This is a genomic window from Anaplasma marginale str. Florida (assembly GCF_000215485.1).
GTDB lineage: Bacteria > Pseudomonadota > Alphaproteobacteria > Rickettsiales > Anaplasmataceae > Anaplasma > Anaplasma marginale.
Genome location: NZ_AFMS01000122.1, coordinates 1 through 25,984, shown reverse-complemented (window position 1 = coordinate 25,984; position 25,984 = coordinate 1). Strand labels below are relative to the sequence as shown.

The window sequence follows — 25,984 nt, the reverse complement described above, 5'->3', positions numbered from 1 at the left end:
GGTGGCCCCAGCAGGCAGCAAGCGCGGACGGCCGAGAAAAGGCAGCCTAGTTAAGCCTCACAATATCGTACGGGCTATCGAGCGAAAAGGTAGGCACATCTACGTAGAACACCTGCGCCTTGTCTTCATCCACAAATTGATACCACCCGTTCATAACCCCGGACGGCGTACTGAGGCATGTGCCACTAGTGTACTCGAAAAACCCCCCGGGCTTTAGCACAGGCTGACGGCCCACAACACCAGATCCGCTTACCTCGTTCACCATGCCTTTAGAATCTATTATTTTCCAGCTACGCTTCAGCAGCTGTACCGTAGAATTGCTGACATTTTTGATCTTGACGCTGTAAAGCCATATGTAGCAATTCTCGTGCGGCATCGAATGCTCTTCGAGATAACTCGGTGTTACCTCAACTTCTATCAGACCAGTCGCACCACCACATCTAGGCGTCGTCATAGCGCAGCACCACCCCACAACTTCGAAAAACAAACGCGTGGTCCACCAGACCCTAATTGAAGTATCTCCTCCCAGCCGTATAATTATAGTTGCTTTTTGTTTCTACATCAATCGCTATCACATGCCAAAATCATATGTCCACACTGGTACCGTCATTGGCATCATGGGCGGAGGACAACTCGGTAAGATGACGTCCCTAGCCGCATCACAAATGGGTTACAGAACCCACGTATTTGCAGAACACCATGGTGACCCAGCAGTCTTCGTTACCAACACCTCTACCATTGCAAGTTTTAGTGATGGCAGCAAACTGTCGGATTTTGCATCTACAATTAACCTCGCAGTAATAGAATTTGAAAACATACCTGCCAGTGCAGTGGACACCGTTGCAGCAAAAGCCCCCGTATACCCGGGCAGAGCTGCACTGCATATTGCGCAAAACAGGATACGAGAAAAGCAGCACATATGTAATCTTGGCATCCCGGTAGCGGATTTTGCGGTAGTAAACAGCCACGCAGAACTTCTAGGTAGCATTGACGACATTGGCTACCCATGCCTACTCAAGACCGCAGAGCTAGGATACGATGGCAGGGGGCAGTACACGCTAAAAAGCAGCAGCGATATCGCCGGGGCGTCATCCCTGGATTGGAGCCGCAGCTATATTTTGGAAAAGTTTGTCGATATTCACGAAGAGATCTCCCTGATCATTGCTGTGGCAGCGGACGGATCACACGAGCTGTTTCCAATTGCCCAAAACTATCACGTTGACGGCATTTTGGATAGATCAATCGTCCCCGCACAAGTCAAGCGTTCCGTGCATGAGCAGGCGGCAGAGATGGCCATCACCATAGCAACTTCGCTTGGCATTGTGGGAATTTTAGCTGTTGAGTTTTTTATTACAACAGACGGATCATTGTTGGTAAATGAGATAGCGCCACGCCCGCATAATTCCGGCCATTGGAGCATGGATGCGTGCAATGTTAGCCAATTTGAGCAGCTAGTGCGCGCGGCGTGTGGCTTGCCGCTTCGGAAAGTGCAGTTGCTTGCGCCTTGCGTCACAAAAAACGTTTTTGGTGACACGGCCACAGTCTACCAAACACACTCACATTCGAATAGTAGCGTACACATATATGGCAAGTTAGAGCCTAGGCAGCGCAGAAAGATGGGGCATGTGAATATTCTCGATTATTAGGCAAGTGCCTATCGTATATTGTGGTTGGCCCCACGGCTACCCAACACAAGGGCCGGGTTGTCACCAACACTTGCGGTGGGGCTGCAAAATTACGCGATGGTTCAGCCCTGTGTGACAATGCAGTTCGCTTTAATCAACACAGTGCAGTTTTATGATGCCAGAGTCTGGCGGATCTGCAGGCAATTCATACGGCAGGCTGCTACTGTAGAGAACTTCAAGCCTGCTATTGCCCGAGTTATATGCTGTACTCATTCTGTAGGGGGTAGGATGAGCGCTGCCACGTCTCTCAGCCGGCAATATGATGCAGTCACTGCTCTCATGGCTTGTCAGATCAGTTAGATCCACGGGGCCTACACACAGCTTCAGTAGGGTTTGCAACCGCATAGAACTGGAGTTATGTCTTATATTGAATATTGCAGTCAGTGTGTCCTGCGGGGCAAGGTTTTTGATCAAGTGCACAGCCTTTTCGCTCACACCCATCTCGTACAGCTCGGCTCTCAAAAACTGACAGCCCTTGAAAATTCCACTTTTTGCGTACTGGTATTTCGGTGTGTTGTGTATCTCTCTTTGGCCACTTGGTCCGGTGTACGAATCGCTTGCGGCATGTATTTTAGCTTTCTTTGATGCCAATATGCACAGGCCTTGTTCGTACGGATCACCAACTTCTATGGTTTGCGCATCTAACGCTGTTTTGTGTTTATGTAGGGGGGCTGAATACCGCATAGGCACTTTGTCCAAATCTGGGCAGAATCTCTCTACGTTACCCACAATACCCATCCTTTTTATATCGTCTTTCGGTAGATATAAAATTCCTTGCGGGCCTGGAATTAGCGCATCCAACAATTCCTGCCTCTCCTGTAGTGGTATGTCAGGAAACCCAGCGCACCCTTCGCTGACCAAACTTCTTTCACCAGCCCCCAAGTCAACCGTAGTTTTTCCCACAAGCAGGTCTAGTACTTCACGCCCTTCTGCGTACCTGCCAGCCAGCCGTGCATAATCCGCAATGCTGACACGTCCCTGTTCGGTTCTGATCATGGCACGATATTGAGCCATGTGTAGCGCACACTCCGTGCAGTATGTAATTACTGAATATACTCCACCACCATAGGTGCCAAATTTAAACCCAATATCCCTATAAACCCCCGCGCTGGGAGCAAACTGTTGGTTAATCACCAGGCACCTGAGGTTGCTCTTATCACCCGACAGGTATAAGAGCTCAGGTTTAGAGCCATCCCCGCACAACATATGCCCAGCTCGCACCACTTTAACCTTCATGGGGTCAGATACAACTTTCTTCGGACACTTGGCATATTGCTCAAACATGTAATCATCTGACACAACCGGGATTATAGCCGACAACGCGGCAGGAAAGGTCATTGTTTGGCCTACCCGTAACTCAAAAACACACTTCTTCTCGTTGCGACACCCGGGAAACTTCACCCCGATTGCATTGCGTTTGTTGCGCACCCTGTAAACTGTGGGCTTGGGTAAAAAAGGTGTGGGCACGCACTCTGTGTATACATTCGCGCCTCCTTCCTTGTACGTACCGCATATCACGTCTTCGCGCATTTTTTTCTCAACATCAATGACGTAGGTGCTACCCAGCAGAGTCACTGTAAACTCTTTTTTGGTCTCCCCAGCTTCCAGGTTCAGGTATAAATTACGCCCAACAGAAGGGGACGTACCTTTATTCTCATCGGTGTAGCTTACAACCCGAATACCTGGACGAAAATAGTTCTGGTTGGCGAACGATACCGGAACAAACTTCACACTTTTCCTCCCAGGCAAAAAGTCACAAAAGCCTGGAGCATCTGCAGGTATCAAGGGCCTACAGGCGGAATGCTTACACTTAATGTTGCCATGCATGGCGTACATGCTATTGTGACAATATTCCGAGACACAGGCACATAGGTCTCCGCTTTCTTCATCAAAATATACTGACCCACAGTACTCAATAGCGTTCGGCAGGACGGGAGGCATAGCCCTCGTAGTAATCGCTGTGTAATAGTCCCTCATTGTCTGTATGTCGCGGCTACGGTACCCAGGTATTCTGACGCTCGCTCCCGGACCGGCAGAAACGCACTGGCGCATATGGCAAAAGTGCACGCTTGGGTTAAAAAACTGCTCCCTTGAATTATCCGCCCCAGCCTTGCTCTTGGCAATATGGGGATTGGTAAAGTTTATGAGCCTGGGTCCCGCTGCATACACACACGGGCTTACCACACAGGATAGTACAAAACCCAGAATAGACACGCATACGGCTTTTGCTGCACGATGGTACATAGACGGCGCGTTACCAAAAGCCGCATGTCTTAATGCGGAAGGGTTAAGAAATCCATACTACAGACAATGATGTTACGGAGCCGCGCTATCATTTCCGAGCGCTAATCATACAAGCGCTAAAGGAAATTCCGGCATGCACCGCGCAAAGGCCTCATTTATATATGCTCCGGAACAACCCCACAAAAAGTTGAGCAGTGAGTTGTATAGTCTTACTCCACGTGCCAGTTTTATGCACACAGCCCTGCTCCACACACGCGATCCACTGCACATGCACAGCCTACTGCACGCACCACCTCACACGCACAGTCTACTCCACGCACCAGCCCTACTCCACACACGCCATCCACCTCACACACCAGTCCTGCTCCACACGTCATTCACTCCACTCCAACCCACTACAAACGGCACTGCTCTCGGCCACTGGAAACTACCGGAGAAACGGGGAAAGTCCCACTTACGCGCGCAGTCCAACCCACCCCACACGCAATCCACTCCCCCCCCCAACCAACTGGGAGGCCTGGCTCTCGCCTTGTGGAAGTCTTTACGTTTGATTACAATGACGAGTTGGTTAAGTTGGAGTCTATCACGCTTGCGCGATTCTAGTTAGGAAGAATGACGAGTCTCAGTACAAAGCATGCACATCATATTGCAGTGGCAAACACTGCCCATGCTGTGTCTGGAGTGCTCATAAGTATGGGTATATTGCTAGCATCCCTCAGCATTCTTGCGGTTTTTCTTGCGGTGCTCATGTATTTCAGTGCAGCTGCAAGGATATTTTCGCTTTCTGCCACCAATGCCGCCACTGTTTGCGCCGCAGTAGCGTTGTTATCAGCGTGCATCGTATTTTGCTCGGTAAGAGATTTAGTCAAATCTTGCAAGCAAGTTAAACAAGCGGGGAAGGAAGAATCACCAGCAGTCCAGCCATTACAGCCTATTCTCACTTCTGTGACTCCCCACTCTGAAGCGGCAGCCAACACACGTAGACAGCAACGTATACGTGGGAGTAAGCACGGGGATGTCATAGCAGAAATTGCCAATAGCGTCGCATCTCTCGCCATGATCGCCACTTTCACCGCTCTTGCCACTGTTGTTGTGGTCGCCATTGCCAGAATCTTCAATTCCTCAGTTGCCTTTATTGGGGCCTACGTTTATAGCACTGACGCTTTTGGTACAGCAAAAGTCGCCATAGTTGCCGCAGCAGCCGCTGTAATTTCTGCGGTAGTCACAGCTTTATTTGCAGCAATAGCCGCTAGAGCCGCAAACCGCAGTACAATGCCGGCAATACCACCGGAAGATAAGACGGCAACCGATAAAGCAGTCACACAGGTAAAACACGCAAACCTCGCTATCAAAATTTCCGGCATAACCGCAATAGCAGCAACTTCAACCGCGGCAGTGGCTGCACTAATAGTGCCCTTTGCTGCTAAGGCCAGCGAAGCATTTGCCATTTCTTGGGGCATGACCACAGCTGCCAGAACCGCAGCAGCTACAACACACACCACTGGCATCATAGGCACCGTCAGTACCGCTGCGTACCTACCACATGCGCTCATAGCACTATCTGTTGCATGCTCGTTATGCCTGCTGATACATATTGCGGTGGATATCTATTTGGCGCGGATACCCTCCTCCCAGCCTCGTGGCAAGCAACGTATTTCCCACCAGGTGGCAGACCGAGCACGCAGCACTTTTTCAAAGGGCAACTCCCTACAGCCCAAGAGCGCACCCGCTAGTCCGCATGATGACCCTACCCGCGGTCACAGCGATTTTAAGCATAACAACCCTGCTGATAGAAACATGACCAGCAGGCCATGCACTCCACCTACAGCTGCAGATCCAAAACACACAACACTCGTAGCAGCCATCAGTGCTGTGATGATTTGCAGTGCAGCCTTTCTCATGCGGAATTATGCAATGCTGGGTGCCGTTGCTCCACCTGCAGCACTACTACTTTATGGTGTGATAGCCTGGGTGCGTAAGATGAGTTGTCATGAGGTACAGGAAGAAGTTTTAAGTAGCAAGATTGACAGTCCCACAGCTGCTATGCTGCCACACGTGTATGATGTTGCGTTGCAGACTGGCAAAAGGTGAATTCTGTTGGTGCGGTACGCAAAGCAACTTGCAGCAAAGCACAAGAAGTTCCAACCAGCATTTGCGGCCCTGCAGTTGCGATGCAGTCATACACGCATAGCATTGCAGCATTGTGTGCAGAGCAGCAAAAGGTGAATTCTGTGGTGTAGGGCGGTGTAAAACTGTTGCAATATTAACCATAGCGTGGTACGCTGCGGCCCAGTGCTCTCGCTGAAAGTGCAATCCTCATTTATGTAATGCAGGCTGTTGCTTCGGCAGCGTGTTGCGCTTACGTCAGTGAATTTAGCTAAACATTATAAGGGGTAGCAACAGTGTGGGAAGATATTTGCACAATGTTTCGGTATAGCCCTGTCCCTTGGGTTGCTATTCCCGTAGAGCTCACACTTGTGCTCTCAACCTTAGCTATTCTTCCGTATGGCTGTGCACAGGAATATACTCGTTGGCGTAGCAAATCACCAAAGCGTCCTAGAAGCAAGTTTGATAAGTTTGCTCGGTGGCTTCCTATTCCCGTTGTAAGTGTTCCACTCTGGTTCTGCGCTACCGTATTCACAATTCCCATTGCCAGTTATGGTTGCTGCTTTGGTGTCGAGGAAGTACATCAAGAGCGTAGAGTAGAGCTGTCACCTGACATTTGGATGCCTGATCATGGTGGGCAGCAGGCAGTGTGCGTCATAACAATGGATGGCAATGAGATAATAGGGGTTAAGGGCCTTGACGATAGTACCGTAACTATTAAGGGCCCCACCAGGCATAATCAGCACAGCTACTTAGTTATAGAGGGCACACTGAATCTGGAAGCATCTTGGAACACTAGTCAGCAGTTACAACAGCAGGTTGGGATAGACATCTCTACAGACGGAAAGGTAAATGTGGCATCTGGATCGGTACAGAAGTGTGGAGCTAAGGGAGAAAAACTTAACTTTGACGGATGCGGGATCAAACTGGGAAACACTCCCCTAGAACAAGCTCTGCGTTCAGGCTATTGGAAACTGCCGGAGCAACGGGGGAAGTCCCAGTCCATACCCTCCACGGAACATGTACCTGGCAGTTCCGTAACTGTGCATAAGGGATATACCATTACTTGGGACCCTGGTAGTGGTAAACAGAAAACATCGTGTGTCATCACAACAGATGGAGATGATATACAGTTTTCTAATCCCTCCGGTGGCAGGACCGTAAGTGTATCTGGTCCAACAGGTAATGATCGCAGCTACCTTGTCGTGGTTGGTGCACTAAACATGGTAGTATCTTGGAGTACTAGTCAGCGGTTACAACAGCGGGTTGGGATAGACGTCACAGATGACGGAAGGGTGGCAGTAGCATCTGAATCCGTACAGAAGTGTGGAGCCAAGGGAGAAAAACTTAACTTTGACGGGTGCCGGACCAAATTGGGAGACGTTCCACTACAAACGGCACTGCGTCTCGGCTACTGGAAACGACCAGCAGCAGGGTTGCAACCGCGGGACAGTGGGCTGTATAGTCCACTCCAACCCACCCCACACCCGCAATCCACTGCACAGTCTACTTCACGCACCACCTCACACGCACAGTCTGCTCCACGCACCAGTCCCACTTTATACACACAGTCTACTTCACGCACGCAATCCACTGCACAGTCTACTTTATACACACAGCCTACTTCACACACGTCATCCACTCTTCTCCCCCCCCCCAACCAACTGGGGGGCCTGGCTCTCGCCTTGTGGAAGTCTTTACGTTTGATCACAATGACAAGTTGGTTAAGTTGGAAAGTTTTGAGTTGGGTTCTAGGCAACTATAGAGGCAGCAGGCTAGTATCGCTGCCCCGCCTCTACTTCTTTGGCTGGCTATGCACACCCCGTTTATACTTCCTATCCAGCTTGTCTATTCTATCCCAAAAATGTCCCCCTGAAGCGTGGCGATTATTTGTGTAGCCCTGCTCGAAGTGTGCGCACCGCTTATCGTCACAGCCGTACATTTCCCGCACCTTGTACTGCCTAGCGAGGAAGTATTCGTAGTCTGCCTCGCTATTAAACACTTCCTCGTACTCACGCAGGCCTCCCATACAACTATAGTGACCGCCACCTATGGTCCACCAAGCATACCATGGACAGTACAGGTATTTCTTCTTCGCCGGCCATTGCGGCTCGGGCTCAGGCGCAGGTTCGGGTTTAGGCGCAGCAGGCTTAGGTTGCTCAACCTTCAGCTCCCTCACCGTAGACTCAGCCGCTTTACTCTTGGGCGTCGTAGTAGGCCGCCGTGCTGTCGCCCTAGATCCAGCCCCCCCGCCAGAAGTCTTGTCTGTCTCAACAGCGGAACCGGACTCACCAGGTCGTGCTTCCCCTGTTGTTCCACCCGGTGCTAACGCCCTCTCAGGCCTCATTTTATCCGCAAACCCGAGCTCTTGTGGCCCTACGGTATCCCACTGCTCACAGGTAATCATAACGGCACCACTTTCCCCCAAGCCGGGCGCATTATCGCCCCAACATCCCCCCATGCCTGGAACAAAGACGTCATTCTCGCGCCACTTGGAGTACCTGAGCCTTCTCTTGCACAGGCTTCTAGGTAAGCTGCGTCCTTCAAAATACTCTTTCACCTTCAGTATACGTTCTTTCTCCCGCGTGAGTGGGAAATTCATTTCTAGTGGAAATTTCGTGAACATTGCACGTCCTTCCAGCAGCAATCTGGCGGCCCTATCATCCCCTGCTAGCACGTCTCCAATGATGGTGCGATAGCTGACCATTAAATCTTTAATCGCTTTTACATTGAGCACTCCGGGATGTGTGCTACCTCCACCCACGGCCCGCATGATTTCATGGCACTGTTCCGTGTTTTGCGTATTACTTTGAGTTTGAGCGCCGTTTTGGTTGCCAGTGGAATTTTTCTTCTTAGTGCAGAATTTCACCACCGTATCACCACCGGCGCCTGTACCGCCACCGTAGCTCCCTTGGACTTCAGTTCTAACATATCCAACCGGGGGTTGCTTGTCGCTTTCCGCCTTTTTAGGCGTCTGAGATTCGCCGCCTTCTCCGATGTCAACCTTAATCGAAAACTCCAGGTCGCTGATCCTGGTGGACCCTTTTTGCTTGTTGTAATGAGCAAACACGTCGCAGTCATAGTTGTTTTTCTGATCGGGATTACGCAGTATTCCCACAACGTACTGTCCCGGCCTTCCAGATCTATGCATGCCCATCTCGGTAATTGCGGCGGCTTCGCCTCCTCCCCACGCCTCAATTTTGTAGAATTGGCACCATTTACCGTTCTGAGTCGGTGCAGTGCCAGCTGCCCGGTCTCCGTTGGAAGCCTCAAACTTCAGCACCACGTATTCTTTATTAACCGTTTGCGTGTGCCCGTTTGTAATTTTATACTCAGGCTCGTACCAGGACCTGGCGAAATTATCTATACACAACCCGCGGTCATAAACACTCAGAGGCCGCAGCTTTACAGTCGCCCCCTCTTTTTCAATGTTATCACCGGTAGAAACCCCAGCCGGGAAGTGATAACCCGCGCTCCCGCCAACACGCCCACCGAGCGACACTGGGCGGTAGTCGTCCATGCTTACATACTCGTACGTACAACCTTCAACCTTGCGCCCTGGGGCGTAGTACTGCGTACTGGGGTCAACACACCCAGCAAGACTGCCTGGCTCGGTGCTGAACCTGCCTGATTCGTAATAGTATACTGTGTTGGAGTCAGCGCGCGCGCAAGGGTCGCCGTTGTTTTTCCTCCACTGGACGCCCCACCGGACAACTTTTGCGGAACCACAAAGCGCCCATCTTTTACCACAATATTGTCCAAAACGGGCTGGCTCAGGAGCTGCAAATTTATAGAGTACTTGTCGTCACACAAAACCCTCCTTGCGCCGTCATCCTCGCCTGCCAGCACGTAGCGCCTCAACATTTTGGGCTGTTTCTTAAGCCACGTACGGGATATACCCCCATCGATGGTGCTCGTAACTTCGTAATCAGATATCTCAGTCCCAGACCCTATTCCCGTAATACACATAACCTTGGGTTTGCCAGTCTTCACTACGTAATACTCGCATTTATGGTCATAGCTACTATCACCCACCTTACCGCAGGCACCCCCAAGTTCACGATTCTTATCTACCGCAACCCCAACGAACTCCACCTTGTTCGCGTTACCCCCATAATCTTTGGCTATCTCCGTAATCTTTTGCTGCATAAAATCCAAGGAAGAATACCCCCAAAACGCCCCTACAGGGTGCTTATAGTAGCTAGTTTCGGTATTCCATTTTTGTTGGCCATTAGTCCCGCTGCGCGAAAGTTGAAAAACACTTGGCACACTGCCATTCTTGAACTCCTTGGTGGGATCGGCAACATTCGCGCACATGTCCCTGCCACCGAACTTTACACATTCTCTGAGCTCACGCTCACACACGTCAGAATCGGAAGACCTTGTCCTTTTGTCCAAATTGCTGGTTATGTGCTTCTTATACCATTCGGAAGACTGTTCCTCAATCCACTCTTCATGTATTGCCCATGGACCCCCTGTCTCATCAACTGCTATCCACTTGTCGCCGCTTGTGCTTTTTTTGAGGTGTTGCACAAACGCCCTGCCTGATTCGCCTTTGCGACCACTGCTCAGACTAAGGCGCATTACTGTATCTTTGCCTCTGATGAATTGCACTCGATACTTATCAGATTCATCGCTACTAATCAGATACTCAGTTCTGCTGGCAGCGCTGTTTTTGCAGTAGTCTTTTATGTACTTGTTGTAGTACCACTGCCCAACAGACTTTGTGAGACTATAAATCTGGTAGATTCTGGGCGGCTCCATAGGTGGGATTGGCAGACACTCTTCAAAAAGCTCGGTACTCATCTCCGGGTCGGTACCATAGTACCTCGCACACACAGTATCCTGCTCTCTTCTTGCCTTCAAATAGTGTTTGGTTTCGTTATCGGAGAAGGAGTAACTTTTTTCCTGCTCAGAAATAGCCCACTCTTGGCTTTCCTTATCATCCTTCCAACCCTTGGTATGCCATATGTACTCCTCCCTTTTCTGGCCGATAATACCTTCAAAGTCTCCGCGTTTGCCTGGGTTGATTATATGCTTCCTGACTTTGCGGTGAAGTACCTTGCTGCTCGCCCTGTCTTGCTCCCAACTTTCGACTATTGCCACAAATCCTGGCACCCAAAAACTCTGTTTGGAAAATTCCAGCGGGACAAACCTGACCTTGGCAGATCTTTTGCGGCCAGGCAGCACATTACAGAACGGCCCAGCATCGCGCAGGAGCGGCTTATCGAAGCATCCCAACGGTTGCATACAACTTTTGTTCCAGCCACCGGGATCCCAGGGGAGGCTGCACGCGAGCGCTTTGCACGCACATATCTTTCCCGGTCCGGCTGGGTCTTGCACGCCATACACCATTACGTAGGTGGGAAATATATACCTGCAGTCGCCCTCATACATACGCACGCAAGTGCCGCAGGCCGGCCATGCCGCACAAACTTTCAACCTGGCAGTCAACAGCGGCGTCATTGAGCCTACGCCTGACACCTCTGCAGCAAGAGCAACACCCTGGATGCCTAGTCTACAGCTATTAACTGGGACATTGTCAAACGCGCGCGCATCATCAGGGTTTGCTTTCTCTACAGTGAGGCCGTCGCTGGCCCTTACTATACAAGGCACAACAGATAGGAGAAGTGCTACGGCCGCGGTAGCGAAAACCGGGCGCCACCTATCCCTAAACGACATCCACCAACCCACCAGAACACGTGCCCACACGGTAACTCAGCAACGCTAAAATTTGCTTAATTCCCATACAACCGAGACGTGAAGGTAATGGTTATGTACTTAACCTGAGATTGATTAGTGTCGTAGTCGCTACAGATCTGTAGCTTGTGGTAGATATTAGGCTTGGATGTACAGCATGCCCTTCATCTTCCCCAGTGGGGAGTTACCCCTACTTGGTCTTCTTCGTGCTGTTACCATCCCCTCTTGTTTGTGTAGTTATCCCTGTAATGCACACACGACTTATCGTCGCAACCACTCATGCGTCTTACCCTCACCCAAGAATTGCTATATGCTTCAAATGCCTTCACATTATCAAACTTTTCAGTGTACGTTCTTATGCCTCCAGTGCAGGAGTACGCGTCCTCCCATGAGCTAGTCTGGAACCTAGCCCACCACGGACAGTACTTGTATGTTACCAGTATCTTGCCATCGTGTTCCTTGCAACTGCCCGCTGGTAGGTCGCCACACTTATCAGGAATCTTGGGTACAGGTACGGGCGCAGCAGCCGGCTGAACCACGGGCCTTGTTGCCGTGGTAGCGGCGGGTTTAGCGGCAGCTGGTGGTGTAGTCGGAGGGTTATGCCCGTTGGTATCGGGCTTTTTCGTTTCATTGCCGGAAAATGTAGGAGCTCTTGTGTCATCCCACAACTCACAGGTAATCATCGCGGCTCCGCTCTCACCCAACCCCGGCTCTTTACCTTTTTCATTGTGCCAGCAGCCTCCCATGCCCGGAATAAAGAAATCACCAAAGTCGCGATAGATGTGATACATGTCTTTCCACGTACATAACTCCCTGGGCAAGCTTCTACCCCGAAAATGCTCCGCAATCAAATCCAGCCACTTTCTTGTATTACCTTCCTGGTCATACAGCGGAAAGTTCATTTCCAGCGGGAATTTCGTAAACATCGCGCGCCCTTCCAGCAGCAATTTAGTGGCTCCATCGTCGTCTGCCAGCACATCTCCAGTGATAGTCCGATAGCTCACCACCAGATTCTTAATGGCGCTCTCATCTAGAGTTCCGGCACGTTTACTGCCGCCCCCCACTGCTGTCATGATTGTGTAACACCGCTTACCATTACTATTACTGTTAGCGTTTTGACCACTTGACGCGCTTGTACAATTGCCACTTGCACAGACACAAAACTTCACTATGGTGTCGCCGCCCACTCCAAGGTCATGATTCTCTCCTGTTGTGGGGTTCTTTTTGTTCTTGCCGCTTTTCCCTCCTTCCCCAACCTCAACCTCAATGGAGAGCTCCAAGTCCTTGACATTCCTACTACCCTTGTTCTCCGAAAAAGCTTGGCACCCTTCATCCGTGCAGTTAGGGTTGCGCAGTACCACCATGGAATATTGTCCGGGCCTTCCAGATCTGCGCTCACCCATCGCAGTCGTCGCAGCAGCCTCACCGCCCCCCCATGCTTCAATACGGTAGAAATTGCATCCCCTCGGCTGGTTTTTGTCTTCGGCTTTGAATTTAAGCATGACGTAGTCCTTGGTAACAGTCGGATTATCCGTATTCTCCACCTCGTACTGCGTTCCACTGCTGAAAATGTATCGCGGCTCGTACCAATGTCTGGGAAATTTGTCGATACATAATCCGCGGTCATACGGGTTTAGAGGCCTCAATTCGAGGTCGGTGGTTAACTTCTTCGGAACTTCGTTGCTGGATGTTGTCTGCACCGCATTGTTAGTCTGCGCAGTGCTTGACTGAACCGCCACGTTTGCCTGCGCTTGCCCAGCGGCAGGCACCGGGGTAGTGCCAGTCGCGGGAACGTTGTGCTCGGATGTGATTCCACTAAATGTAAGGGGGCGGTAATCATCCATGCTCACATATTCATATGCACAACCCTTCACTTCCTTGCCGGGACCATAGTATTGCGTAACCGGGTGGCTACATCTAGAGAGAACACCGGGGTCAGAGGTAAATCCGCCAGATTCGTAATAGTATACTATCTTGGCATCGGGACTAGAACACGGGTCACTGCCACCCTTGACAAAGCTGCGTTCGAGAAATTCCTTCGGGAATATGTACTGTCCATCTTGCACCGTCGTTTTGTCCAGAATATCCTGGCTCAATGAACCAAGAACGATAGAATATTTATCATCGCATGCCACTCTTCTAGTGTCATTTCCCACGTCCACCAGGACATAGCGCCGCAAAACCTTCGGCTGCTTCCTGAGCCAAGTGCGTGCCACACCTTCATCACTCTTGCTTCGGATTTCATATTCGGAGACATCAGACCCCACACCGGACACGCACAGAACATTGGCTGGTGCATTCTCAGCGGGTTTATACCAGCAGACTTCGCTCTTGCCCTCTATATCTTCAACATTGGCACAATATCGCCGCATTTCTCGCAATGCCGGATCTGCAGTAACCCCCAAAAACTTTGCGCTGCTTTCCCCCCTGCGCTGCTGCTCTTCCTGCTTTTCCTGCCCACTCGCAAATTGCTCGGTTGCATAACCCACGAACATGTCTCGTGGCTTGTCATAATGTGTACCGCTCCAGTCTTCGGAACGTTCCTTCTCATCGTGGCACGTTGTTGTTCCGTTAAATCTCACGCATTGTTTGTATGCGAAGACACAGCTGCGGCCAAATGCATTCTTTACCATGCGCTTAATGTTCCTTTCCGCCTGACTCTGCTCGGAACTTATTTCTCGTCTTGTTAGCTTTTGCTCCTTCCGTATTATACGCTTCCTGCCCTTATATAAACCGAGAATACAGGTTGGCACACTTTCGGGGGTATTGGCGTTGCACCTTTTGTCGCAGTCATCAAACTTCTCTTCGCCAGCAAAGCAGTTGCAGGTCCCCTGACGCTTATCTACAGCAATAGCCATACAGTCTGGCCACTTCCCGTATCCACCCCAGTAAAAATCAACTCTGTACTCTCCTGTATTCCCTTCCTTCTGCAGCATGTCGTGATTTTTCGCGATTGAAACTGCCATGGGACACGTATATGTCCACTCACGAAACTCACCCCCAAAAAGCTTGCTTCTATTCGGTATTTTATAATGGCCCGTGTAAGGCTTATTACTGTTATCCACTTTGAAAGCCTGGTATACCAGTGGGGGCTCCATTGTTGGAATTGGGACACATCCGCCGGAAATTGCGGATTCCCTATTCTGATCTGCGCCGTAGTATTCCACACAAACAGTATCGTCGCACCCCTGTGTGCCTTGAGGTGGTGTGTCTTCCCGTTATCAGAAAAGCTGTAGTCCTTTGGTTCCCCATTTATCTTCTCACCCACGGTGTGCCATGTGCGTTTTTGCTTCTCTTCCTCTGTGGTGGACGCATTTGCCGTCGTAGGTTGGCCGCTTGGTGCCGCAGGTTGGCTGTCTGGTGTGGACACATCACTCATTGCAATTGCTGCGGCTTGGGTACCTGGACTGCTAGCAGTTGTAGTCGCCACACCCTGACTGCTATTGGAAGCATTACTGGATGCAGTTTCAGGCTGCTTCCCGCCCGGGTGGATTACGTGCTTACTCACTTTCTTGGTCATGACACCGTTTTTATGTTCCCAGCTCTCGACTATTGCGACAAATCCTGGAATCCAATAGCTCTGTTTGGAAAATTCCAGCGGAACAAACCTGACGGTTGTGGGCCGGTGGTGTCTGGGCAGTACATTACAGAATGGCCCCGCCTCCGTGGCAACTGCCTTGTCATAGCATGCCAGGTGCTGGTAGCAGTTTTTGCTCCACTCTGTGGAATCCCAGGGCAGGTAGCATGACTTCGCCTTACATGCACAAATCTGTTCTGCACCTTTGGTATCGTCGTGTGCGCTGTATACCATAACAAAGGATGGATAAACGTGCCTGCAGTCGCCCTCATACATGCGCACGCAAGTGCCGCAGGCCGGCCATGCCGCACAAACATTTATGCCCGCACCAGCAGGTACCGCATTATTCGTGCCACTGCTTCGGACCCTACCTACCGGTTTGACAGTCTGTTTTGTGAGCCAGCACGCACCACCAAGGGGGCCGCTCTGTTCGCCCTCACCCCCCATACCAGGCTCTCCCCCAAGTCCGGGACCTGGTCCTGAACCGGGTGGGCCTTCAGGACCTGGAGCGGAAGTTGTTGCGGGGCTCGAAGCGGGAGAGGCGGATCCTGCGGCGGTGGATGAATCGGAGGTGGATGCAGAGCTCGGAGCGGGAGAGGCGGGTGTAGGGGCGGCGGTTTCGGCGGGTGCTTTAGAGGCGGCTGCTGCAGCAGAACCCTGAACCATAACTGCGTTTGGCAAGCACAACAAGAGAAGCGCCAGGATAATGATGACATGGCGCCACCTATCCCTAAACAACATCCACCAACCCACCAGAACACGTGCCCACACGGTAACTCAGCAACGCTAAAATTTGCTTAATTCCCATACAACCGAGACGTGAAGGTAATGGTTATGTACCTAACTTGAGATTGATTAGTGTCGTAGTCGCTACAGATCTGTAGCTTGTAGTAGATATCAGGCTTGGATGTACAGCATGCCCTTCATCTTCCCAGCATCCTGAGCCGGGTTACCTAACTTTGGGAGAAGTGTCACACTTTGTACTGCACCTGATATTGGGTGCTTAGTCTATGCGTTGTAGAGCATTGGGGAGTGTTGTTCAGGCCCCTGCACCCAAGGCATTATCCACGTGGACGCGCACCTGTATCTGTAATGCACGCATGACTCATGATACTACCCTTACTTTGCTCTTCAGCAATTCCCTAACAGTGTGATAAAAATTCACCATCGGAATGTAGGGTACGCCCATCCCCGCAAACTTCATCGCACGTGTGAGTGACGAGCGATCATAGATTACTAGCTCATCTAGCAGAGGATGTGATACACCACCTTCCGGAGGGTGAAGTTGCGCTTCGAGGTATAATTCTTCAATGCTCTTTTTTTGACGCTTGACAAACTCCGATATGGTGGAGCCCCTGGGACCTTTCAGCAGCTCGTAGACTTGGCCCCGCATGTGGAATGGTAGCATCATGTTCTCGATTAAAGAAAGTTTCCCAAGATAGAGATCTCCGTACATCATCAGCAGATTCAGAGACCTCGAATCCTGCGCAAACTTCTCCATGTGAGCTTCAATCCCTTCTATCCATGCATCAGCTTCAGCAAGTGTGGCAAAGGTTTTTACATCCCCTTTCAGTATGGGCAGTAGATGATCTAACAAAAATGAGAGCACAAGTGTCCCCTCCGCAGCATTTACGAACTTCACGTCTCGCATTGCTATAAAAACCAGACTCGCTCCGTCTCCGTAGGGATACCCAGCGCGCGTTGCAATATCATCAATTGCACTATATGTCTCCATCCAGTCATACTCCTGCTGCAGCGCATCTGCACCCTTGTTCTCCTCACGCAGCGCAGAGGATCTCTTATACAGCATATTTTGTACTTGGTTGTAGAGAGATAGACCAGGTGGTTCAAAGTATATGTAATTGTCGCAATCCTCAGCTTCTGCTTTTGCGCGCTCTCTATACACCCTCTTGTGCTCCGCACTGCTGTCAAATGCTCGGTTTAGAACATCTGCGGCTTTGCCCGAGTACCAGCTCCACAGCCTATCAAAAGCTTGCACCCTGTCCCAGGAGCTAAGCAGCGTGACAAGATCTTTCACAACATTGCGGAATTCCTGATTAGCAACCTTCAAAAAGGCAGGATGGGAAATCATGCGGACCCCGCAACATGTACCCTTAGATTCAAACTGCGACTCAGTCTCTGGACATGGCCCACTTTCAGTAGACAGCGCTTGTAGCTGGTTGAGCACTTTCACAAATTCCTGATCAGTCACATTTTTATAATTCCCCTGGCCAAGTAAGTCAGACATGGCTCCTTCCACAACCTTGCGGATATCCCCGTCGTACGGCGTGTTCTCACCATGAAGCTCGAGGCATTTTTCTAAGTACCGATACGTGTGCGTGTGCAGCATTTGCTTGGTAAAGGCGTGCGAACTGTCAAAATCTGGTATGCTTTCTCTGGCAATTGCAACGCCCTCCATAATAAGTAAAATGTTGTTCAGCCCCCAGGCAAGGCACCGTGATTTACCAGCAGCATTTTTGGCGAAAGTGCCAGAAGCCATTCGCTTTGTGGCATCTAGGTCCTTATACCTTCCCCAAATTTTGGTACGCTTCAGCATAGCTTCAAGCGTGTTCGCGAACATCTTATATTCTCCCTCGGTTTTCTTCGCGCTGTGTTTTACAAAACTCGCGTCCAAGATACCTTTTAGGGCTTCAAACACCTTGTTCCTGACATAACGATTGACGTAATCCGCATCTTTCAAAAACCTTGCCAGTGCGGCGTGCCGCCCCTCTTTCGAAAGCGCACGTGCAACTTCTTCGGGAAACAAGTCCGATGTAGGAATGCGCTCCAGCATTTGGTTCCAACTTGAACGAAAACTCCTGAGTTTGCGCAAGTCAGGGGCTCTCTCCGACTGGGAAACATACGCCACGTATTCTAGCAGTGAGAAAAGATGTTGATTGGTTTCAACTCTGAGTACAATGTACGCCCTTCGGAAAAACACATCAAAAATCAGCTCTGCATCGCGTATGCCGTACTCTTGGGCTGCCGTGCGTAGCGCATGCAGTACCCTACGTGCACTTAATCCGGTATTAACTGGGTCTACATGTGTTTCCAATGTTATCCGGCGCGTGCGCTCCCCATCATCTTCAACAATCCAGTAGTTACTGTCTACAGCCTTGCTCCGCACCAGATCTCTGAAATTGGTAATAAGCTCAGACTTTGCATCCTCATCGTATGCTCGCTTAGAACGGGTTTCGTCGTAACGCACATTTGCATATGCCTCGACTATCTTGCCCTCTTTGTTTAGCGCCTTCACTACAGGAGCTATGGAACTTTCTACCCAAGTCTCAATATCTTTCGCGTTGTCAAAAACCTTATCTTCAGCACTGATCACAGCAGCAACCGCTTCCAAGCCGGCAATAAATTCTTCGTGCCCCGATATGGCTCTGGGAAAGCTGCTTTTCGCGATCCTCCTGAACACCCCTTGACTTTTCACCCCATGTACTTCCGCATGGTTTTTCAGCTGCTCTAGAAGTTCTAGCACTCTGTCAAGAACGGTGGAGGTCGCCTTTACTGCCAGCTCCTTAAAGCCCTCAATGAAGGAATCTACGATGCTTTCGTGTCCTTTCGCATCTATATCCCCCCCAGCTTACTGATAACCCTCTCGTACGCCTTTGCCACTTCAACATCATCCGTCAGCGCCTTCTTGAGCGATGCAACCATTCCCCCGACCCAAGCATCTACTTCTTGCTCATTTTCAAATGCCAGACCTTGCTTGCTTCCAATATTTTTCACAGTGCTTTCAAGCCATTCAACAAAGTCAGGGGATTTTGCCACATCTTCGGCAAACTCTTTGCTCTCCAAAGCGGCGAGAATATAATCGGACTTCAGGCTTTGGCCACCGGTGTAGTCTTTCAAGCGCTTGAGCATTTCCAGCACTTCGCTGCTGTCAGCAATGATAGAAACCTTACTTTTTATCAGCTCCTCAAAACCCTGTGAAAACTCCTTTTTGCCTCCCGTGCTTGTTTTCTTCAATGCCTTCTGTGCCGTGACGTACGCATTGACAACTCTATAATCGCTGTCCAGAACGGAGCTCAGGGGAGCCAGGGTTTTGGTAATCCAAGCCTTAGCCTCCTTCCTGTTCTTTTTTGTCACATCATTGCCTTTCACTACTGTGGCCAGAGCATCTAATACCTGGGGCAATTTGGGCAACCCAGTCACTCCACGACAAAAAGGCATGCTGGCAACGTCAGCAAAGAAAGTGTTCGTTTCCTCATTTAACTTGCGATCTGCGGCATGTTTCTTGAACAGGTTCAAAAGCTCAAGCACCTCTTTGTTGCAAAAGCTTCCTTCCCACTCCTTCACTTTACCGGGATCACCAGACCATTTTTCGCAGGTAAGTTTGACCATGCCGTGCGCTCCACTTTGCACGGCTTTAATATCCGCTCTGGCACAGCCGCCGGCACCCATATACTTACCGGGCGCAAGTACCTTTACCGCAGCTTGCTTGTCAGAAGGTGAATTGCTAATGCATCCTACGGCATCCATGCCGGCCCGCCCCTCAGCAAAGTCAATACTCTGATACGGAACAAAGACTTCATCATTCCTGATCTCTGTGCGCCCCTCGGCAACTCTGTAGTGCACAAGTTTTTCGTACCCACCAGATGACGACATGCCCTTGCTAGGCTGCCCTCCGCCACTTGCCGTCAGTTTTAAACTGCACGTTTCTCCGCCAACATCGTCACACAATAAAGCAACGGTATTCCCGCCCGGGTTCCGGGTGTTACTGGCACCCTTGTTATCAAGCGAGGCAGCGCCCCCATGGCCAATACTAGTTATCAGGTATTTGCGCTCTTCTGGATTCACCTTGAGCACTCCCATGACGTACTCGCCGGGCCTACCAACCTTGGCGCCTCCACGCAATGAGCCGGACTCTCCACCTCCCCACATTTCTATCTTTATAAAATCGCACTGGGTGTTATTACGACTTATCTCAAGCAGGTGTTTGTTACTTTCCTCGACACTCAGTCCGGCAGCCAGGGGGGAGTTTCCCGAGTAGTATTTATACTCATACGCAGGGAAGTTACTTACACACAAACCCTGCATGTGTGAATTTAGGGGTGTAACTGCACTTGTGCTTAGCTCTTCAGACTCCTGTAAAAAGAAGGGCTGATGGTCATCTTCGCTTACGTACCTGGTTTTACAATGCCCACCTATTACTCCATCCCTGCTGGCACTGCTGCACATGGCTGGCGTGTCATGCGCAAATACTCTGTCATTGTCATAAAAATAAAGCATGTTGTCCTTGCACAGTACATCACCACTGGAACTACTTCCCTCAGGCGGTATCATGCGGAAAAAACGTCCCCGGCCCCTCATGCGATCAATGTCTTCCTGGCGCATTGTGGCAAGATCAAGCGATGCACTGTCAGCACACAGTAGGTTTCTCTTTGCTTTGGTATCTCGGCTGCGGCCTACAAGAACCTTAGGTAATTCACGAATCCAGTAGTATCTGCCATCTCTTTTGACGTAAAACTTTTTGGGGGAAAACTGCAAGTCCATCAGGCACGTTACATTGCCGCTAGGATCTTCATCATAAACCTGTCGGGGTTGCTTGCAGTCTTTGAGTTCAACACCGGGTTCATCACAAACGTATCTTAACGCAAAGTCGTAGCGGCCTATGTCAAACTTTGGCCTCGCTACGGCAAACCCTATCGTACTATCCCTGTCGCCCGGACCCATGGTCACATCGCAGTAGTCTGTGTCTTGACCATTCGCGCCTTTGCACGGGTTAAATTTTATCTGAACCTTGTCTCCAGGAATAGCGGTTATGGAAGGTCGTTGCAAGCTCGGCGCCGGAACGCAATCGACCACCTTGCCTGAATTGCTCGTGCGTTCTATGCAGATTTCCTCCCCGTTTCTGCTTAGCAAATATCCGAACGAGGATACATCTTCTCCTGAGTGCGGACTTTCAGCGGGGAATGAACAGCCACTAAGCTCGCCGAATGCTTTGCTGATCTCCCCCTTGCAGTCAATACTTTTCACTTTACTTGAACGTGTAGGTACATGCTTTCTACTGGCTCCAAGATACAGATCCTGCGCCTTGCTTGCCCCTCTATCTTCAGTAATAACACGGAGCCCGGGTGTAAAGTAGGACTGCCTACGGAACTCCATGGGCAAAACCTGAATGCGTGACTCTTTAGCAAACGCATTGCAAAACACAGGCAAGTCCGGGGTAATCGCAATTATGCTAACACAACCTTTCCAGGTGTTCATATATTCGCACCTATCGCGCACCCTGTCGTCTAGTGAGAGGTCCTCAAAATTTGTTAACTCGTCTTCCTGCTCCGTCCTTTTAATTTCCAGTTCCCGCGCCAAACCACTATCCAAAATGCTGGTCCACTTGGTACACGCACATATTTGCAGCTCATTATTCTCGTTGCGTTGCACGTATCCAACAACATATCCGAGCCGCCTGCGCATGTATTCCCATCTCTCCACCCGCACAACCTCGTAGTCTCCGTAGTGCCCAATACCGGGCGGCAGGAATATAACTGCAATCTCGGGTATGGCAAAAACACCTTCTGCGTCCCCATTGCGTGGAGCCTCAACAAACAAATCAGGTATAACGCCCCCTGCAGAATTACACATACACGGGACACAAAACGCCGCAATCGCGCAAAACATGTACACCAAGCGTGCTGCAAAAACCAGCAGTGAACGTCTTCTGGCACGCTTTCCTGAATTACATACAACCATACAGTTGAAAATATCTATGTACCCTTTTGTTTAGTATGTTTCAGTCAACCAAGACTAGTTCACATGAATAGCTTTAAATAAAGATTAAGATCAACTAAAAATAGCTATTTGTATCCTAATATTACACATCCTTCCCCGAAAGATATACTGGTATCTTGGTTATATCCAATGAGATCTTCCTATAACACGGAAACATACTCTGCAGATCGTATTTTCCGGGCATAGACAGCTTGCTGCATTTTCGGTAACACAAATTGGAATCCGATCACTGGACAATTGCACTACAGAATGGCCGGAAATTGGCCTACAGTACGGCGTATTAGCCTTAGATATGCCACGCTGCATAACACACGCGTCAACTTTGACGCCGCTGGGCATTTAATATCACAGCAAACTGGCCTCAGAAGACGTGCGCGGCACCATGGGCGGCATTGCCGCCGTATTTCCGCACCACGGAGCGGGGCCACCGCCGCATTGCGGACGGTTCACTCATCTTTGACGTAAGAACACTTACACTTGTCGGATTGCTCAGATCTATAGCACAAAGGCGGGATTACTGCGCGAGTTTATCGCACTTTGCATGAAATGCAGGTAGCCAATCCTTGCCCTTCTCTGCAATCGCTTCATACATGAGTTTTATTGTCGTTCTATTTGCAGATAGCACTCTCGTCTCTTTGTCTCGCAGCTTCAGCGCCAAAACTACCGATGAACTGCCTTGCTTGATGAAGAAATGCCCCTCATGATGGGGGATCTGCAACATGACATCCACTTCTTCTTTGGACAGGCCAAACACCCTAACCTGCTGCTGGCTGCCTATGATAACATTAGGCATGAAAATCCGCGTTTCGATGTGTTTGCTAGCATATCTTATAAGCTTACTTGTGGAGATAGCACGAATGTTTTCTGCTGCAAACACCACCACAACGTTTCGTGCGGTAAGCCTCTCCATCCACGCATCAAACTCGCTCTCATCCGGAAACACCACATCCATGACCCAGGCCTCATACATCACAAGAATGGTCGGCTCTCCGTTAAAGCGGTTTTCGAGTGAACGCAGGAGAAAATACAATATCGCACCCATACACTCCTGTTTGCCAGCAAGCATGCCAACGTTAATTACCACAAACTCCCCATCCAACTCTATTTCCGTCGTGTCTGATATTAGGCGCGAAAAAGCCCCCTGGGCCCCCCACCAAGCACGCGCTGACTCCCCTAACATTTCTATGCATTCCCGCACTTTGTCCGGCGTACGGGACTCCATGGGGATTGAGAATATCTTATCAACAACCTCTCTGGCAGCGAGTTTGATTGCCTCGCTGGGCGGCTCAAGCGTACCGGCCATTCTTTCCACAACCCCAACAGCTATCTCGCGATTAATCGGGGTATCGTGCACATTGAACGGATTGAAGAACTGGGTTACTTTGCCTTGCCTATCATCTATCCTGTTGTACTGCCCGTTAATTGCAGTAGCAAAAATAATGGATTTTCCGCTATAGTCGAACACCACAGACTTCACGCGCAACCTTCTGGACTCTGAAATTATGAAATTCATTATTAAGGTCATGTGTGAATCCTGCGGACCTAGGCAAAGCGTGTGCCCCTTATCCCCCGCGTGGAAGCTAAAGAAATACGGCAGGTTTTGGTTGGAAAAAAACAGCGTAATGGCCTCGTGCCATCGCCCTCCCTTAAGCGCACCCGAAGGAAAGTGGTGCGTCATAGCAAAAGTGCATGCGGCTTTCACCATTGCAAACCGCATCCCAAGAACGTAGCGGAAACTACCGGGCATGTTGGCCCAGAAGTCATCTTCCAGGGCCAAGTCAACCCTTACCACGATTGCACCCAACTCTGAAAACGCGGCAACCATTTTCTTTATGTCCTTCTTGAGGGATGGGACACTGTTTGAGATGACCATGCAGCTCACTTTCCGCTTACAACAATCACCAATTGAGCTTTCGTCGGTGGACATAACCTCTTCCAGACGTGCAATCTTTGCCAGTTCCGCGTCTCCGCTTATCTCCAACAGTTCGGTCTGCCTCCTGTACGCATCCTTGACCTGCACACTCGGCACGAATTGTATCACTTCTGTTATGACGAACTCGCACTCTTGCTGTAAACACATGTCAATCGCATCTAGAGATTCACCTGTGTATTCCTTGACGCCAAGAATTGCTCCGTATCTTGCCCCTTCTTGATCCGAAATCTTTAACGTGTTAAACCCAACAGCCAGACCACATCCTGCGGCAATGGTATGCGCGCTGTCACGGAATTCTAAGAATCGCTCACCACGTCTTAAGGTAACCAAATAGCTCAGAAACTCCAGTAATTCAGACCGCCATTTTCCGTCTTCGCAGCGGACTACCCCAAGCTTTCTAGCAGAAAAACATTGTAGTTCTGCCACCATGGCGGAAGTTACCCTGGATAACTGTTGCACTTTAGAGGCCAAAAAGCTCTTATGTCTCTTTTTGACTCGGCCGAACGTCAGCGCACTGATCATGCCATCCAGCTTCTCGCGCAGAGGCTGAGTCACCACAGCAATGTATACCTCATTAGCGTAAGTACGCCTTGAGCCTATAGAGTCCTCGTACAGGGAGTGCAAAGAATCAGAAAAGTCCCGCGTCTCGTGCCAATCAAGTTTAAATTTGCACTCTTCCCTAACAGTGTATAGCCAAAATGCAATGCTCGGATCCCGCACGTTCGATATAACAGTCCTTATAGCATCCCTGAGAGACCCCAAACCTGAACTGTCGGCATAGTCTTCTATCCGTATTATTTGTACCAGACCCCCACTTTTGTTCAGCAGCGTCTCTTCGTTGTAGTGGCAGGCGGGTGCTATGAACTCCACGTAGGAATCCGCCCCACCTGCTGCATAGGAGGAGCTGTGTACCTCCTCAACTGTAGCACTGCTCTTCTCTTCAGAGCCTTGATCCTCATCGCCCCTTTTCTTCAGGCGAAATTTGCGCACAAAACTATCTATGAAAGACACCGGTGAATACCCATAACCCTCTCACGCCACCAAGCATAATTCAGAGTACTACATTCATATGCTTAACATTCCGTGAACCAAAAATAGGCAAACCTGCCGATGTTCAGAAAGCCCGAACGTCCACAGACGGGGCTATATAGTCGTGCCAGCAAGCACTCTACAGTCAAAATCATCAGCACCCAATTCTGCAATGCCACCGGCAAATTTTGAAATCAACTTCCCTGCACCAAAGAATATGGCTGTAAATACAACTAGCATCACAATAGCAGGCCATGCCAGCCTACCGAAGACCGCCATGATGCTCGAGCCCAGTATAACTCCCGTCATTATAGGCAACCCCAACTTTTGCACGAACACCACAACGTTGCATATAACTTTTGATACCACTTCCCCATTCGCCGCATTTGCTGAACCCTGGGACATAGCGCGCACGCTTGAGGCTTCAGAGCTGAACGATAGTAACGTGAAGACAAACACAGATACTGTTGTCAAAAAGGCTTTCAACATTCTACTCCCTTAAAGACTTTACCTGTTACCTTATATAACAATCTGCGTAGCCTATCTACAGTTATGCTTAATGAATTTTCAATTTTGTTGCACGCCGCCGAAGCGCGACTTGCATGCGGATTTCAGAAAGTATACTAGCTGAAAGCCATGCTGTGCATTATAGTTTAACGGGACACAATGTGCCCCGTTAAGAGATGGACTGAACCTTGTTGTGAAGTCGGGTTGCCTTGCGGGTAAGCGCCAGCATTGTTGTGATGACAACCCCTTATGGGTTACTTGCAGTCAAAGTTATCGGCGTCTAGCTCGGTGATCCCCTTCGCAAATTTGCTTATGAGCTTACTTGCGCCAAAGAATATTGCAGTAAATACAACCAACATTGCTATGGCCGGCCATGCCAGCCTACCGAAAACCGCCATTACACTTGCGCCTAGAATAACACCGGTCATGATCGGTAACCCCAGCTTTTGCACAAAGAGGATGACA

Annotated in this window: 12 protein-coding genes; 2 read left to right on the top strand and 10 right to left on the bottom strand. The window is 50.0% G+C overall.

What is annotated here, in order from left to right:
* Positions 1 to 46: 46 nt before the first annotated feature.
* The gene (apaG, locus tag GAC_RS03300; protein WP_010265852.1) at positions 47 to 454 is read right to left on the bottom strand and encodes a Co2+/Mg2+ efflux protein ApaG; all 408 of its coding nucleotides are present in this window, start codon (positions 452 to 454) and stop codon (positions 47 to 49) included.
* Positions 455 to 575: 121 nt separating this feature from the next.
* On the opposite strand from apaG, the gene GAC_RS03295 reads away from it, so the two are divergent.
* Positions 576 to 1,646, top strand: a complete 1,071-nt coding sequence (locus GAC_RS03295) for a 5-(carboxyamino)imidazole ribonucleotide synthase (RefSeq protein WP_029209833.1) — start codon at positions 576 to 578, stop codon at positions 1,644 to 1,646.
* 129 nt (positions 1,647 to 1,775) lie between these two features.
* Here GAC_RS03295 and GAC_RS03290 read toward each other — a convergent pair whose 3' ends face one another.
* Entirely contained in the window at positions 1,776 to 3,854 is a 2,079-nt protein-coding gene (locus tag GAC_RS03290) for a hypothetical protein (protein WP_241759995.1), read from the bottom strand.
* Between the two features lie 687 nt (positions 3,855 to 4,541).
* On the opposite strand from GAC_RS03290, the gene GAC_RS03285 reads away from it, so the two are divergent.
* Entirely contained in the window at positions 4,542 to 6,020 is a 1,479-nt protein-coding gene (locus tag GAC_RS03285; RefSeq protein WP_010270543.1) for a hypothetical protein, read from the top strand.
* Between the two features lie 1,810 nt (positions 6,021 to 7,830).
* On the opposite strand, the gene GAC_RS06030 is transcribed toward GAC_RS03285, so the two are convergent.
* The 8 genes from GAC_RS06030 to GAC_RS03250 all read right to left on the bottom strand — a co-directional run.
* Positions 7,831 to 9,555 (bottom strand): hypothetical protein, encoded by a 1,725-nt coding sequence (locus GAC_RS06030; protein ID WP_241760144.1) that lies wholly within the window; start codon positions 9,553 to 9,555, stop codon positions 7,831 to 7,833.
* 2 nt (positions 9,556 to 9,557) lie between these two features.
* On the bottom strand, positions 9,558 to 11,717 hold the full coding sequence (locus tag GAC_RS06025; protein ID WP_080567289.1) for a hypothetical protein: 2,160 nt from the start codon (positions 11,715 to 11,717) through the stop codon (positions 9,558 to 9,560).
* A gap of 230 nt (positions 11,718 to 11,947) precedes the next feature.
* A complete protein-coding gene (locus GAC_RS03270; RefSeq protein WP_241760143.1) occupies positions 11,948 to 14,701 on the bottom strand; it encodes a hypothetical protein in 2,754 nt (917 codons plus the stop codon).
* A 1,716-nt stretch (positions 14,702 to 16,417) separates the two neighbouring features.
* Positions 16,418 to 18,796: a hypothetical protein gene (locus tag GAC_RS06020; protein WP_241760142.1), complete on the bottom strand. Its 2,379-nt coding sequence runs from the start codon at positions 18,794 to 18,796 to the stop codon at positions 16,418 to 16,420.
* An 89-nt stretch (positions 18,797 to 18,885) separates the two neighbouring features.
* Positions 18,886 to 21,903: a glycine-rich domain-containing protein gene (locus GAC_RS06015; protein WP_241760141.1), complete on the bottom strand. Its 3,018-nt coding sequence runs from the start codon at positions 21,901 to 21,903 to the stop codon at positions 18,886 to 18,888.
* A 661-nt stretch (positions 21,904 to 22,564) separates the two neighbouring features.
* Entirely contained in the window at positions 22,565 to 24,994 is a 2,430-nt protein-coding gene (locus GAC_RS03260) for a VirB4 family type IV secretion/conjugal transfer ATPase (RefSeq protein ID WP_010265927.1), read from the bottom strand.
* Positions 24,995 to 25,126: 132 nt separating this feature from the next.
* Entirely contained in the window at positions 25,127 to 25,501 is a 375-nt protein-coding gene (locus tag GAC_RS03255; protein WP_010265930.1) for a TrbC/VirB2 family protein, read from the bottom strand.
* A 272-nt stretch (positions 25,502 to 25,773) separates the two neighbouring features.
* The coding region (locus tag GAC_RS03250) for a TrbC/VirB2 family protein (protein WP_037349456.1) at positions 25,774 to 25,984 on the bottom strand (211 nt) is incomplete at its 5' end.